Raw genomic sequence first — 14,546 nt, forward strand, 5'->3', positions numbered from 1 at the left:
CCCGTGAAGCGTCAACCCCATTGACGCGACCATTCTAAAAAAGTGGCGTGGTGAGGAATCGCCGTCCGTTTTACGGCGGCGAGGATGTCAATCGTACAAACCACAATCCCGAAATGCTGATCGTCACGACGATGCAAACGGATAAAATCAATTCTATTGATCGTCAAAATGGCTCGCTCTTGACTGACAGCAAACGCCAACACCTGCTCGTCAGGTATCCGTTGATTAGCATTTCCCGCTTCTTGCACCGTCAAAACATCATGGCCCAAATTTCTCAACAATTCCACAACCGGCAAGGGAAACTGCTCATCTGCATAAAAACGTGCCATCCCCTAAACTGCCTCATTCTGCTCAATGAGTAAATCAATCTCCTCTTCATGAGCTGCCGCATATACCCAAGCATTGGCTAAATCCGTAGCCTTAATAGTCGGATAACTTGTTAATAAATCAGCATCACTATAACCAAGACGACGAGCTTCTACTAACACCCAAACTGGAATTCTTGTATTGGCAATGCAGGCTTGTCCGCCGCAAACTTTAGGCGTTTTCTCAATTCCCTGCCAATTACCACCAAGACTTTGAGCGAGTAACTGGATTACCTGCACTTTTTCGCTAGGTTTGAGGGCAAGAAGTTGCTCTTCTAACTCTTTGATGATCACAGGCTTAAATCCCCATACAGTTTGGGCCAATTATCCTTAATCATTTTACTAGAAAATTTGGGTTTAAAAACTCCCACTTAAGGCAAATCGTGGAGCGAATGCAACAAAACCCGATTCCCCCCAATGCTCCTAGATTTACACGGGATATCTTACATGAACGCCGTTGATACAAATATCCTATTATTTTTCTTAATTTAATTATTCGTGGGAAGTCTCCATCAAATCCAGAGCAAATAGCAAAGCTTGTTTAATTTTACGCATATTTTCCTCGGTAAGTTCGCCCAGTTTTCGTTCCAGTCTCACCGATGAAATAGAACCTAATCCTTGTATATTTGCTACCGAACCTGTTCGTAGAAACCTCACCGCAGACAATTCCACCTCGTAGTTAGTACCCCGATTTTGTGTGGTTATAGGGATGTAGAGAACTAAGGCCATTGGTGGGTTGGGGTCAAGACGAGATACTATTACAACAGGTCGCGTTTTGGCAGCCAGTCCTAAATCAACTAGCCACACTTCACCGGGTTTCGGGTTCGTCAATTATATCTAATACCTCCTGCTCAACCAATCTAGAACGGAGAAGTTCTAACGCGTCTTGGTCTGCTAATTCGATAATCTCGACAAGATAACGTCGCACCTGTTCAACAGTTGCCGGTTGCCATTGACGCAGTTTAATTTCCAGTTCTTGAATCAGGGCATCCATATTTCAGTTTTGAAAGCCAATATTATCAGGATAACACGGTCTAAGTAAAAGGAAAATCGTCAAAGTAATGATCGATATCAATCGGGAACCACTCCCCGTCTAATACCTGTTCGAGGGAGAAAGGAGGCTCGACAGGAATCGCGTCGCGAGTGACTGCTTTCGCTTGTATTAGGGTTTTTCGAGCGTTTGAGTAGGCTTTTTGAAAATAATCCCGTGCGTGGTTGCTGAGAGTGATGGTTTCTAGCCACTCTCCCAGTTGAGTTCGGAAACTGGCAATTTCTCCTACCCAGTGACAGACGTTGCGTTCTCGCTCCCGTTCCGATTTGTGATAAGCTAACTTAAACAGGTGTTCGATCAGCCTAGTTAATAAACTCTCTACAGCCCTTCTGTCACTTTTACCCATGCACTCGACTTCCTCGATCAGATTTTCCCAGTCCACGTCATCAAACTTTTTTAGCTTTAAAAGTTCGGCGGTTTTGGAAGCCCAAAGAACAAAATCCTGATCGTATAATGCTTTCATTGATAAAGCTGTTTCTACTGCCATAGTTTCGTTCCAACTCCTAATAAAACTATTTCTTTAGCTTAACTTTAACTAGCGCAAACCCTTTTAACTTTTTTATCTTTTACTAAATATTATAACTCGATCTGATCAGACGTTATACAATAAATCTTGTCCCTCGATCGCATTGTCCCATGACTACCCCCTTCACTGCCGCAGAAATTGCCTCAGAAGGCATCAAACCCGAAGAATACGAAGACATAGTCAAAAGACTGGGAAGACACCCCAACAAAGCCGAATTAGGAATGTTTGGCGTGATGTGGTCAGAACACTGCTGTTATAAAAACTCCCGGCCGCTGCTTAAACAATTCCCCACCACCGGCGAAAAAATTCTCGTCGGTCCCGGAGAAAATGCCGGAGTAGTGGATTTAGGCGATGGATTGCGATTAGCCTTTAAAATCGAGTCCCATAATCATCCTTCTGCGGTGGAACCCTTTCAAGGTGCCGCTACCGGAGTCGGAGGCATCCTGCGGGATATTTTTACCATGGGGGCGCGTCCCATTGCTATCCTCAACTCCCTCCGTTTTGGTAACTTGGAAGATGCCCGCAATCGTCGCATTTTTGCCGGAGTCGTGGAAGGGATAAGTCATTATGGCAATAGTGTCGGCGTTCCCACGGTGGGCGGTGAGATATACTTCGATAATGCCTACAATGGCAATCCTCTGGTTAATGCCATGGCTTTAGGGCTAATGGAAACCGAAGAAATCGTCAAATCTGGGGCAAAAGGCCTGGGAAATCCGGTTTTATACGTTGGTTCTACCACCGGCCGCGACGGTATGGGAGGGGCGAGTTTTGCCAGCGCCGAATTAACCGATAAATCTATGGATGACCGGCCCGCGGTGCAAGTGGGCGACCCTTTTCTGGAAAAATCCCTGATAGAAGCTTGTTTAGAGGCATTTAAGACCGGCGCGGTGGTGGCGGCCCAGGATATGGGGGCCGCAGGGATCACCTGTTCTACTTCCGAGATGGCGGCCAAGGGAGGGGTGGGAATTGAATTAGACCTCGATAAAATCCCCGTCCGGGAAACCGGGATGGTTCCCTACGAATATCTGCTATCGGAATCCCAAGAAAGAATGTTATTTGTGGCAGCATCGGGACGAGAAGGCGAATTAATCGAGATTTTCCATCGTTGGGGACTTCAGGCTGTGGTCGCTGGCACTGTTATCGCTGAACCGATCGTCCGTATATTATTTAAAGGGGAAATTGCCGCCGAAATTCCTGCCACGGCCCTAGCGGATAACACTCCGATTTATCATCGGGAATTACTAACAGAACCGCCAGAATACGCCCAAAAAGCTCAATTATGGCAAGATAGCACGATTCCTATTCCCGAATCCTATAACGAGATTTTATTAAAACTGCTCGATAGTCCCTCGATTGCCTCAAAACGCTGGGTTTATCGTCAATATGATCATCAAGTCCAGAATAACACCGTTATTCTCCCCGGGGGAGCCGATGCGGCCGTGATTCGCGTGCGTCCTCTGGGTGCTAATCCCGCAAATTCTCGGCGCGGTGTAGCGGCGACTACAGATTGTAATCCGCGATACGTTTATCTTGATCCCTATAACGGGGCTAAGTTGGCCGTGGCAGAAGCGGCCAGAAACCTTAGCTGTGTTGGTGCTGACCCTATTGCTGTCACGGATAATCTCAATTTCGGCAGTCCAGAGAATTCAATCGGTTATTGGCAATTAGCCAGTGCTTGTCAGGGTATTGCCGAAGCTTGTCGGGAAATGAATACACCAGTGACTGGGGGTAATGTCTCTTTGTACAACGAAACCGTTGATGCAGCTGGCAGCCCCCAGTCTATTTATCCGACTCCCGTGATTGGGATGGTGGGATTAGTGCCGGATATAGGGGAAATTTGCGGTCAAGGTTGGCAAAAAGCGGGGGATTTAATCTATCTTTTGGGTTTTTCCTTGCCAACTATCGGCGCTTCCGAATATTTAGCCGTTATTCACGGTTTGGTGACGGGAAAACCGCCGGTAATTGATTTTGAATTAGAAAGAAAGGTACAAGCGGCCTGTCGTCGGGGAATTCGCGCCGGTTGGGTGAAATCTGCCCACGATTGCGCGGAGGGAGGTTTAGCCACTGCTTTGGCAGAATGCTGTATTAGTGGCCAATTAGGGGCGGAAATTGACCTTTCTTGGCACAATCAAGGCCGTTTTGACGCGGTGTTATTCGGAGAATTAGCTAGTTGCATTATCGTCTCCGTTTCCTCCGAAAATCAGCAAGATTGGGAAGAATATCTAAAGACACAATTAAGAGACTATTGGCAAATAACCGGCAAAGTTAGCGAAAAAAGCGATAATATTCGGATTTTTGACCGGGATAAACAACCGGCGATCGATGTTAGTCTAGAAACTATACAGCAAGTTTGGTCAAAAGCGATCGAAAGAAGACTGTAATCTTCAAGCCATCAGCCGTCAGCTAGATAAGAGCGATAATAACTAGAAAAATGGCTAATTATATCGATAAATAAAGGCTGATAGCTGATCAATAAATCGTTAAAAGAAGATTAAGATCGGGTAAGATTTTGTTACCAAAGTATTCTGCAGCCCCAACCCTCTCATGTTTAGCCATCCCGACTCATCCCTATCCCTGAACCGCGTCGATAAGCCTGAAGAAGCCTGTGGAGTTTTTGGACTCTATGCCCCTGAGGAAGAAGTAGCAAAACTGACCTATTTTGGACTCTATGCCCTGCAACACCGAGGACAGGAATCGGCAGGTATTGCCACCTACGACGGGGAAACGGTGCATTGTTACAAAGAAATGGGCTTAGTTTCCCAAGTTTTTAGCGAAACTGTCCTTAAAACCTTGCCCGGTACTCACGCTGTCGGTCATACTCGTTACTCTACCACTGGTTCTAGCCGTCGCGCCAATGCCCAACCTGCTGTGATCGAAACCCGTTTAGGTAAACTTTCCCTAGCACATAATGGCAATTTAGTCAATACTTTTGAGTTAAGAAATGTATTAGAAAAGCGCGGTTGTGATTTCGGCACCACCACCGACTCGGAAATGATCGCCGTCGCTATCGGACAGGAAGTGGATAGTGGCAAGGATTGGATACAAGCGGCGATCGATGCCTTTAGCTATTGTAGCGGGGCTTACAGCCTTGTTATCGGCACACCGACGGGAATTATCGGGGTGCGGGATCCCAATGGTGTCAGACCGTTAGTAATTGGGGTTTTGCAAGAAGAAGGCAATCCCCCCCGTTATGTTTTAGCTTCGGAAACCTGCGGATTAGATATTATCGGGGCCGATTATCTGCGGGATGTGCAGCCGGGGGAATTAGTTTGGATTAGTGAAGATGGCTTATCTTCAGTGGATTGGGCCATGAAACCGGAGAAAAAATTATGCGTTTTCGAGATGATTTATTTTGCTCGTCCCGATAGCATTGTTCACGAGGAATCTTTATATACTTATCGGGTACGTTTGGGGGAACAATTAGCCAAAGAGTCGCCGGTAGAAGCGGATATGGTGATGGGAGTTCCCGATTCTGGTATTCCAGCTGCGATCGGATTTTCGCGCATTTCTGATATTCCCTACGCGGAAGGATTGATTAAAAATCGTTATGTGGGACGGACTTTTATTCAACCAACCCAACACATGAGAGAGTCGGGAATTAAGATGAAATTGAATCCTTTAAAGGATGTTTTACAGGGAAAAAGAGTTATTATTGTTGATGATTCGATCGTGCGGGGAACCACTAGCCGGAAATTAGTTAAAGCTTTACGCGATGCTGGTGCAAGAGAAGTTCACATGAGAATATCTTCTCCTCCGGTGACTCATCCTTGTTTTTATGGTATTGATACGGATAACCAAGAGCAATTAATTGCGGCAACTAAATCGGTGGCGGAAATTCAGGCACAAATCGGGGTGGATAGTTTAGCTTATCTCAGTCATGATGCCATGTTAACAGCAACGAAGGAAGACCCGAAAACCTTCTGTACTGCCTGTTTTAATGGTGATTATCCGATTCCTGTACCCGATAATGTTAAGCGCTCGAAGTTGATCTTAGAAAAAGTTAAATAACCCCACTGCTAAATCCTCTGAAAACAATCGGCAATTTCCTGGGGAGTTAAAAGAGAATTAGGATAACTGGAAAGTTGTCCTAATTTTTGTGCTAATAAAACTGCTTGGGGTGGAGTTAGATAGGTTTTGGCTAAGAGAGCGGTTTGATGATAAGCTTGCCGGATTGGGGCATCTAAAAGGATAGTTCCTTGACCCATAATAATTACTCTTTCGGCGTATTCTGGCATTAAATAGAGGTGATGGGTGATAACAATCACCGTTTTGCCCATCTGGTGTAATTGACGACTCACCTCTAAAATTGCCTTAGCCCCTTGGTAATCTTGGCCGGTGGTCGGTTCATCAAACACAACTATGCGCGGTTCCATGGCTAAAATTGCCGCAATCACTACCCGCGCTCGATCGCCTTTCGGTAAGGAGAGAGGATGATAGGATCGATATTCTAGCAATCCCATGGCTTCTAGACTTGCTTTCGTGCGTTGGGTAACGATTTCTGGAGGATAACCGAGATTAGTCGGGGCAAATGATACTTCTTTCTCGACAGTGGTGTTAAAAATCTGATTATCGGGATTTTGGGCTACATAACCGATCAAACGGGCTAAATCACTGACAGAAAAGCTATCGATCGAACGTCCATCAATCATAACTTGACCGGTGGTCGCCGAGAGAAGATTGAGAAAATGCTTGACTAAAGTGCTTTTTCCCGCCCCATTTTGACCGATAATCAGCAGATATTCCCCTTCGGCAATATCGAGGGACACATCCCGCAAGGCGGTAGTACCATCGGGATAGGTATGGCAGAGATTTTTTACCCTCAGTATGGGGTTTAAGGGGTCAGAAACCGACGATAAGGGAGGGGTTGGGGTTATCTGATGGTAAAAGGATTTAAGCTCGTTTAAACGGGCAAAACCGCGGTCTAGGGTGACAGGAATTGATTCGATCTCGCGTAGCGAGCGTGTTGCGAGCGCCCCGATGTTTTGCTCGATCAAAGCAAAAGTAGTGGCCACTTGCGGGGGACGCAGGGCATTTTCCTGTAAACGTTGTACTTGGGAGTAAATCTCTGCTGGGGTTCCCATAGCTTCGATCGCACCTTCCCTTAATAGTACAAGGCGATCGGCATATTCGGCCATTTCCTCGGCCGCGTGGGAGACCATGACAATAGTGACACCGAGATGGCGATTTAATTCCTTAATGGTGGCGAAAACTTCTTGGGATCCCACCGGATCCAGTTGGGAGGTGGGTTCATCGAGAATTAACAAAGCGGGCTGAACTGCGAGGGCAGCGGCGATCGCTAATCGTTGTTTTTGTCCTCCCGATAGTTCCCCCGGCGATTTTTTTTCCATTCCCTCTAACCGGACTGCCGCTAAAACTTTGGGAATGCGCGCTTTAATTTCCTCTCGCGGTAGCCTTAAATTTTCTAAGGTAAAAGCGATTTCATTTTCTATAGAAGTGGCTAAAAGTTGCGTTTCGGGATCTTCAAATACTGCCCCCACATAGCGGGCCAAGGTGCTAACCGGATGGGTTAAAGTGTCTAAACCTGCTACTGTTGCATAACCAAAAAAACGCCCTCCGTAAAATTGGGGGACAATACCGTTAAGAGTTAAACAGAGAGTAGTTTTTCCCGCACCTGTGGGCCCGATAATACCTAAAAATTCTCCTCGATGAATTGCTAAAGAGATATTTTTCAGCACAAGATTGGAGGATTCGGGATAAATATAGGAAACTTTCTCTAATTGGGCGATGATTTCCATTATCGGTGGGGAATAGAAGACGGGAGTGGGGTAGATAGGGAGATGTTTTTATGGAAAATTTGAATTAGGGACGCTTCTATTTTTCGCTACCTCGACCGATGAACTTGATTATCACACAGGTGGCCCACTACTCTGTCAATTTTAAAACTATCAGAAGATTTAAGCTAAGACGTATTTAAAGGCTGCATCTCATTTTTGTAAATCTACTGAGTTGGGATTTTTAAAGGGAAACTATCTTCTAAAATTGGTCATTGCTTCCGATTTTACCACTCAATCCAAGCCTTTGGGGGGTTCTACCCCCCAAACCCCCCGTTGGGGGCGTGGCGCCGCCCCCAAACCCCCCGCGCATTAGTTTTTCGATAATTGCTGATTTTCGGTATTTCTGCAATTGTACCAGTTACCGCTCGCCCGCTCGCAGAAAAACTTAATATTTTTACTCTTGACAAATTTGCTTTAAGGTGCTAACAAAATCAGGGTAAGAAATGCCGGCCGCTTCAGCGCGATGGATAGTGGTGGGTTGACGGGAATTGAGGGCAGCGATCGCTAGACTCATAGCAATGCGATGATCGGTAAAACTGTCCACTTCCGTGCCGAATAGGCCTGTACCGCCGGTAATCTCTAAACCATCGGGTAATTCCCTTACTTTTGCCCCTAGGCGATCAAGTTGGGTGGCCATCACTGTCAGGCGATCGCTTTCCTTCACCCGTAATTCCTCGGCATCCTTGATAATCGTCGTTCCTTGGGCAAAAACCGCCGCTACTGCCAAAATCGGAATTTCATCGATCAGACGGGGTATAATCTCACCAGCGATCGTGGTTGCCTGTAGTGGACTGGATTTCACCCGCAGATCCGCCACCGGTTCCCCCGTCACCACCCGTGGATTTTCGAGGGTGATATCTGCTCCCATTGCCTGTAAAACCTGTAAAACTCCAGTTCTAGTCGGGTTTATGCCCACATTTTCGATTAATAACTCGGAATTAGGCACAATTGCCCCCGCTACCAACCAAAAGGCTGCCGAACTGATATCCCCCGGTACAATCACCGTTTGTCCGGTTAAAGTGGGATAACCCGTCACCGTGACGCTATTAGTCTCCCCATCCACCTCAATATTTGCCCCAAAAGCGCGCAGCATCCGTTCACTGTGATCGCGAGATAAAGCGGGTTCCGTGATCGTGGTTTTCCCCTCCGTTAACAGTCCTGCGAGGAGAAGACAGGATTTCACCTGTGCAGAAGCAACGGGAGAATAGTAGTGGATCGGTTGCAGAGATTGCCCAGAAACGGCTAAAGGGGCCAAAGAATTGGCTTTTCTGCCCCAAATTTGCGCCCCCATTTCCCTTAGGGGTTTCACCACCCTGGACATGGGACGCGATCGCAGGGAAGCATCACCGGTAACGACAAAAAAACGGTCCCGATGACCGGCCAATAATCCTAACATTAAGCGGATCGTCGTGCCAGAATTGCCCGCATCGAGGATTTCTAGGGGTTCCTCAAGATTGCCTAAACCCCTACCTTTGACGATCACTTTCTCGCTGTTGAGTTGGGAAATTTCCACACCCATGCAGCGAAAACAACTAGCGGTACTGCGGGGATCTTCGCCCAATAATAACCCATGAATGACGGTTTCACCTTCGGCGATCGCTCCTAACATCAGGGAGCGATGGGATATAGATTTATCGCCGGGGATAGTGATTTTTCCCCGTAATCCCGTGATTTTGGCTGGATCAATGACTAAATCTTGATGGGATTGAAGGGGGTTAAGGGTGACAATAGACATGATCGTTAGGCAGATGAAGACAAGCTCGATCTATTTTCCCCCTTTACCTCGCCCTTTCCTTGTCAAGTTATGTAAAGAATATTAAGCTAGAAGCATTCAGTCATCAGTTTTTTATCATGGTGGTCTGTCACTTATCATCTGGGGAACGTTTGCGGTTGGCCACAATAATTACTTGGGTAGATTGGCGATTTAGCGCAAAGGAGGCTCGAATCAAGCTCAAGCAAATTTATCCATCAATCCAGGATTGAATAAGTAGTAGGGCCTGTTCAGTAATTTGTTGAGCTACTTGTTTATAGTTATGAGAATAGGGGGTTAAAGGTTGAACAGCTCTTAACCAACCTCCACTGGCTTCTGCTACGGCTAAATGATAGATTCTGCCATCGTCCTCTATGTTCAGTTTTTCTGTGTGAGTTGCATAAAAAGCGATTATTCTTTGAGGATCTGCACATTCTTCTACTAAATGAAGAGAACTACTTCCATGCACAATGGCTATATTTGGCAAACCTGTTTTTTCTGACCATTGATTGATTGCATTAAAAAAGCCAACTTGTGAGCCAAAATCTCTATTCCAGTCAATATCTAAAGATGTAGGGAGAGGATTTAAATTATGTTGTTTGCTAATTTCAATAACTTTCCGATGGATTTCTTCAAGATTTCCGTATTGGATAATAATAGGAATAACGATGATATTATGTTCTTTTAATTCTTTTTGAATCTTGCCAATGGCAGGAATACTATCTTCAAAGGGGAAAGACATATATTCTGAAATTTTCTGTTTTTCGCTGTCATTTGTACCATAGTCTGTCCCAAAAGTCTTTAAACCTGAAAAGGGTAAAAAGATAACTTTAGCCTCTTGACAATTCGTATTATCTCTGGCTAATTGAGCAACATAAAAAAGTTTTTTCGTAACTTTTTCAATCGTTTTTTCTGAAGCGAAAAGACAAGATTTATTAGGAACAGGATGAGCTATCCCTTCGTTGTCTTTGACAGTTGGGTAACTATCTCCTAAATTATGACGCAAAAAATCTACAGCATGACGCTCGGTAACAATATTGTAAATTAAAATATTGTATTTATTGGCAATTTTATTAATCATTTCATCGTTGGAAATACTATCGTTATAATCTTCAAAATAAACTTTAGCACCTGTTCGAGAGAAAGTTTCTATAGCTACTTCTTTAAAAGCTGAATCAGCGAGTACAACTACTGTAATGTCTTGTTTTTGATCATTAATAAGATAATCTAAATAGTCTTTTTGTGAACGCATACTGCGAAGACTAAAACCAATAGAATCAACAATGACCATTAATTTTTTTTGCTGCATTGAATAACCTCAAATTTGGATAGATCAGAATAAAGTGACAGACTAATGATTGTCTCGAAGAATTTTAGACACCTCCTCATATTGGGGTGAATAAACGTTTAAATAATCAAGAGCTTTCCGAAAAGTGTTTTGTGCTTCTTCTTTTTTTCCTTGCTCTTGATATAAAAAACCAATTTCCATATATGTCAACCCTTCTCCGTGTCTATCGGAACGACCACCACCCGTTGATGATACTTTCTTTTTAAAATTTAAACTTTTAAGATAATAATCATGTGCTTGCTCATAATTTCCCATTAGACGTTGAATTTTACCGAGTTCATTGAAACAAGTCCCTTGTCCTTGAAGATCATTTAACTCTTCTTTAATCTCCAAACTGGATTTTATTAATTTTTGTGCTTCTTGCAAAAACTCAATTTTTTTCTGACTGTTATAAAGCTCGATATAAACTTTGCCTAAAATGTTGGTTGTTTTACTTAATGCAAAGCGATTATTAAGTTTTTCTTTAAGCTCAAGACTCTCTTGTAAAACCTGTTTTGCACTCTCTAATTCTCCAAGATTGGGGTAAACTAATCCTAAAGCATCAAGGGCTTCGGCGATATATTCTTCTACATTAATGTCAAGATTTTGACTTTCCTGTATCTTTCTAAAAAGTTTTACTGAATTTTCCAAAGCTTCAGCAGACTCTTTCCAATTTCCTATTGAACGATTAAGAAAACCTAAAGTATATAAAGCCTTAGCCTCGCCATATTCATCTTTTAATTCTTGAAAAATATGTAAACTTTCTTCGCATTCATCTAAGCCCTCTTTGGCTTTTCCTAATAAACGTTGTAACTCAGCAAATTGATTAATTAAATAAGCTTCTGTTAAACGCTCTCCTGAGTTCTTGGCGGCATATATTGCTTCTTTTAGTATATCCTCTAAATCTTCCCAATAAGTCCGAATTGTGAGAAATCTTTGTAAATTTTGACAAATTTCAACAATTCGTTGCCATTGTCCATCTTCCTTAGCATAGCTTATCGCTAGTTTAATGTTATTTAACTCCGTTTGAAAGAAGTCAAAAGCGTTATTTTCAAGATTTTTTCGATCTTCAGGAGAAAATTCAGGAGATTTTCGATAAAATTTGGGATCAAGATAGTTATTATTTTCAAGTGTAAACTCATTGTATTTGCCAATATATGTTGGCATAGTAACCTCACGATACCTTTTATACAACCACTCTAGCTTTTGTTTAAATTTTTGTAATTCTTCAGGCGTAAACATTTCTTCAAGCTCAAGATCAATTAATTCCTTTTCTTCATCAGTCAATACATCAGAATATCTCTGTGATGACTTTTGTAGATGACCAAAAAGTGGTGAATCCTGCAAGTCTTGACGCATATCATGTTCATTGTTTTCTATCATTGAATTATTCTCCTTGTATAGTTTAGAATTTTGTTAAAGAACGTACTTGTTAGAACGTGTAAATAATAGCGCTGTTCATAATACTCCTCTCTTTCTAAGAAGCATAAACGCCAAGTATTATCAATAGCTTGAAAAAACTGATCTTCTGTTAGTGTTTGTTGCGTTAAAGATAAAAGTCTATCGTTGGTAGTTCCCTCTTGCTCTTTTAGCAATGCTAGAAATAACATAAAATCCAAGTCTGATGGAGATAACATATTCAAAGAGGGGAAAAATATACGCCACCAAAATTTTTTAAAGACGTTCATATCATCTTCTTGAACATCATCTTCTGTTAGGCGAACATTATATAAACTTTGTTCAATTTCTGCGATAGTTTTGTTTTTTAGTTGACCTGTTACTAATTTTAACGCTAAGGGTAAATAGCCAGTTTTATTGTTGCCAGTAAATTTTAGTAATTCTCCAGAATTATCAGAATAAAAAGTAATGTCTCTTTCCTGAGCAACTTGCTTCATTAATTTGATTGATGCCTCTTCCTGCAAACCTTGTAAATAATAATCCCAAACATCCACCTCTAAAGTATCAAAACGGTTGCGACTGGTAAACAGAACTTTACTATTTCCTAAAACTGAAGAAAGCCTCGCCGCAATTTCATTCTGAGATTCTGAAGTTTCCATATTGTCCAAAATTAAAAGAACTCTCTGACTAGATAATAACTCTCTAGTTTTGATTTCTCGTATCTCACCTTTTAAACCTATCAAATCAAGAAGAGAATCCATGTTGCTAACATCGTCTTTAAGTGAAGCTAATAATTGCTTGGGAATATTTTCAAGAATTGAATCAAAAGTCATACGAGTCGAATTGAACTTTGTTGAGGCGGTTTGCCAGACAACATATCGAAAACCCATTGCTCGGAAATCTCTGGCAACTTCAATAGCCAGAGAGGTCTTACCATTCCCTCCCAGTCCAGTAATTCCCACTAGGCGTTTACCTTTTGAGTCACTGAGAGCGTCTTTGATTCTGTCAATTTCTTGTTCACGTCCTAAAAGTTCAATATAATTGGGATTAGGAATTTTGGCTCGTTCTAGCTGATACTTTTGCTCATCTTCATTTTCTATATTTTCTTGTACTTTTTCTCCTTTTAATTCACTAATTTTTTGTTGACACTCTTTGATGGCTTGTTTGATCGTAAATCTTTTTTCTGAATCGGAAGCCTTAGCTTCTTCTATTTGTAAATGCTTTAATTTTTCTTCCCAAAGTTTTATAGCTTCCTGATTAATATTCATGGATGAGTATTCAGTTTTTTTTTGACAGGGTAAATATTTATCAATAAATTCTCTTACCCCTATATAAACCGTGTCATTCTCACTTTGAGGTTTAACAATAGAAAAATGATCCGCTCCATTGACGGCAGTTGGTCTAACACCTATAACATTTGGATCACTACTGAAGCGATCCACTACTAAGCGTTTTCCTATCGCAGGAATTTCTGTTTCTTCGGTTTCATAAAAGGCTTTTGTTTCAATGTCATAAGTTTTTGTATTACCGCTATACCATTTACCTGATTTATATAACTGGGTGTTAGTATTATCTGAGCGAAGTTCACTAATAATCACATTTTCTTCAAGAAGACGAAACGTTCTTACAATTTGAGCTAATAATTCCTTGAAATTAGCTAACTCTGAACCTTGATGAGGGGTGGCACAAAAAACAACTCCTTTGGTTTGTCCAATAATTTCCCTCATTTCGTCATTACTATTAAGATCATCATGAGCTAAATAAAGTGTCTCTTTGACAATTAAACCGCCTAAACTATGAGTAACAAAAATTTTGGGTTTGATCAAAATATCTCTTTGCCGCAAAAGTTCTAAAAGCTCACTTGCTTGATCTATGATGGGAGAAGCCTTTCCCGTATAACTCTCTATTTTACCTTTGACTATTGGTAATATTGATAAACCACTACTTTCTTTAAAAGGCATGGCTTCATATCCATAAGACCAAATCCCTAAATCTGGTCTATGTTTACCAAGCCAATTTAACCAAAAGTTGAGATCGTGTAACTCTTGATTCCAAAATTGCTCTGTATCAACTTTGTCTCTTATTTCTTCTGGGTTGGGATACCAAGCTGTAATGGGATGATCCCCTAGTCCATGAACGAAGATAACATCCCCCCTACGATTAGAGTCATCGCACCCACCGTTAATCTTCAGTAAGCCCAATCTTCTCTTAGCCATACTCCACTACCAGTCATCGTATAGTTATGATAAGATTCATTATAGTTGATCCCTCGCAAGTGTCAATCTATTTTCCCCCTTTACCTCGCCCTTTCCTTGTCAAGTTATGTAAAGAATA

Annotated in this window: 12 protein-coding genes; 2 read left to right on the forward strand and 10 right to left on the reverse strand. The window is 42.3% G+C overall.

Features of this window, described 5'->3' with window-relative positions; all coding sequences use genetic code 11:
* Positions 1-11: 11 nt before the first annotated feature.
* The 5 genes from BGL89_RS18890 to BGL89_RS18910 form a co-directional block, all read right to left on the reverse strand.
* Complete coding sequence (locus BGL89_RS18890; RefSeq protein WP_286827063.1) at positions 12-329, reverse strand: DUF5615 family PIN-like protein; 318 nt, start codon at positions 327-329, stop codon at positions 12-14.
* A 3-nt stretch (positions 330-332) separates the two neighbouring features.
* Positions 333-659: a DUF433 domain-containing protein gene (locus BGL89_RS18895; protein ID WP_286827064.1), complete on the reverse strand. Its 327-nt coding sequence runs from the start codon at positions 657-659 to the stop codon at positions 333-335.
* Between the two features lie 198 nt (positions 660-857).
* A complete protein-coding gene (locus BGL89_RS18900; protein WP_286827065.1) occupies positions 858-1,196 on the reverse strand; it encodes a type II toxin-antitoxin system PemK/MazF family toxin in 339 nt (112 codons plus the stop codon).
* Positions 1,174-1,359 carry a hypothetical protein gene (locus BGL89_RS18905; protein ID WP_159291351.1) on the reverse strand — a complete coding sequence of 62 codons (186 nt, stop codon included), beginning with the start codon at positions 1,357-1,359 and terminating at the stop codon, positions 1,174-1,176. Before BGL89_RS18905 ends, BGL89_RS18900 begins: the two co-directional genes overlap by 23 nt.
* A gap of 40 nt (positions 1,360-1,399) precedes the next feature.
* Entirely contained in the window at positions 1,400-1,903 is a 504-nt protein-coding gene (locus tag BGL89_RS18910) for a DUF29 domain-containing protein (RefSeq protein WP_286827066.1), read from the reverse strand.
* Between the two features lie 149 nt (positions 1,904-2,052).
* Here BGL89_RS18910 and purL point away from each other — a divergent pair, with 149 nt between their 5' ends.
* Positions 2,053-4,323, forward strand: coding sequence for a phosphoribosylformylglycinamidine synthase subunit PurL (gene purL, locus BGL89_RS18915; RefSeq protein ID WP_286827067.1), 2,271 nt, complete (start codon positions 2,053-2,055; stop codon positions 4,321-4,323).
* A 163-nt stretch (positions 4,324-4,486) separates the two neighbouring features.
* Positions 4,487-5,950 (forward strand): amidophosphoribosyltransferase, encoded by a 1,464-nt coding sequence (purF, locus tag BGL89_RS18920; RefSeq protein ID WP_286827068.1) that lies wholly within the window; start codon positions 4,487-4,489, stop codon positions 5,948-5,950.
* Positions 5,951-5,958: 8 nt separating this feature from the next.
* Here purF and BGL89_RS18925 read toward each other — a convergent pair whose 3' ends face one another.
* From BGL89_RS18925 to BGL89_RS18945, 5 genes are all read right to left on the reverse strand, one after another.
* Positions 5,959-7,698, reverse strand: coding sequence for an ABC transporter ATP-binding protein (locus tag BGL89_RS18925; RefSeq protein WP_286827069.1), 1,740 nt, complete (start codon positions 7,696-7,698; stop codon positions 5,959-5,961).
* 433 nt (positions 7,699-8,131) lie between these two features.
* Positions 8,132-9,472: a 3-phosphoshikimate 1-carboxyvinyltransferase gene (gene aroA, locus BGL89_RS18930; protein ID WP_286827070.1), complete on the reverse strand. Its 1,341-nt coding sequence runs from the start codon at positions 9,470-9,472 to the stop codon at positions 8,132-8,134.
* A gap of 226 nt (positions 9,473-9,698) precedes the next feature.
* Positions 9,699-10,796, reverse strand: a complete 1,098-nt coding sequence (locus tag BGL89_RS18935) for a hypothetical protein (protein WP_286827071.1) — start codon at positions 10,794-10,796, stop codon at positions 9,699-9,701.
* A 42-nt stretch (positions 10,797-10,838) separates the two neighbouring features.
* On the reverse strand, positions 10,839-12,197 hold the full coding sequence (locus BGL89_RS18940) for a tetratricopeptide repeat protein (protein ID WP_286827072.1): 1,359 nt from the start codon (positions 12,195-12,197) through the stop codon (positions 10,839-10,841).
* Positions 12,194-14,428, reverse strand: a complete 2,235-nt coding sequence (locus tag BGL89_RS18945; RefSeq protein WP_286827073.1) for an NB-ARC domain-containing protein — start codon at positions 14,426-14,428, stop codon at positions 12,194-12,196. The genes BGL89_RS18940 and BGL89_RS18945 overlap by 4 nt, the downstream gene beginning before the upstream one ends.
* Between the last annotated feature and the right edge of the window lie 118 nt (positions 14,429-14,546).

The sequence above is a fragment of the Microcystis sp. LSC13-02 genome (assembly GCA_002282935.1).
Lineage (GTDB): Bacteria > Cyanobacteriota > Cyanobacteriia > Cyanobacteriales > Microcystaceae > Microcystis.

Excerpts from the sequence above, each read along its gene's own strand:
- BGL89_RS18890 (WP_286827063.1), bottom strand. The coding sequence starts at position 329 with ATGGCACGTTTTTATGCAGATGAGCAGTTTCCCTTGCCGGTTGTGGAA.
- BGL89_RS18905 (WP_159291351.1), bottom strand. The coding sequence starts at position 1,359 with ATGGATGCCCTGATTCAAGAACTGGAAATTAAACTGCGTCAATGGCAA.
- BGL89_RS18910 (WP_286827066.1), bottom strand. The coding sequence starts at position 1,903 with ATGGCAGTAGAAACAGCTTTATCAATGAAAGCATTATACGATCAGGAT.
- purL (WP_286827067.1), top strand. The coding sequence starts at position 2,053 with ATGACTACCCCCTTCACTGCCGCAGAAATTGCCTCAGAAGGCATCAAA.
- purF (WP_286827068.1), top strand. The coding sequence starts at position 4,487 with ATGTTTAGCCATCCCGACTCATCCCTATCCCTGAACCGCGTCGATAAG.
- BGL89_RS18925 (WP_286827069.1), bottom strand. The coding sequence starts at position 7,698 with ATGGAAATCATCGCCCAATTAGAGAAAGTTTCCTATATTTATCCCGAA.
- aroA (WP_286827070.1), bottom strand. The coding sequence starts at position 9,472 with ATGTCTATTGTCACCCTTAACCCCCTTCAATCCCATCAAGATTTAGTC.
- BGL89_RS18935 (WP_286827071.1), bottom strand. The coding sequence starts at position 10,796 with ATGCAGCAAAAAAAATTAATGGTCATTGTTGATTCTATTGGTTTTAGT.
- BGL89_RS18940 (WP_286827072.1), bottom strand. The coding sequence starts at position 12,197 with ATGATAGAAAACAATGAACATGATATGCGTCAAGACTTGCAGGATTCA.
- BGL89_RS18945 (WP_286827073.1), bottom strand. The coding sequence starts at position 14,428 with ATGGCTAAGAGAAGATTGGGCTTACTGAAGATTAACGGTGGGTGCGAT.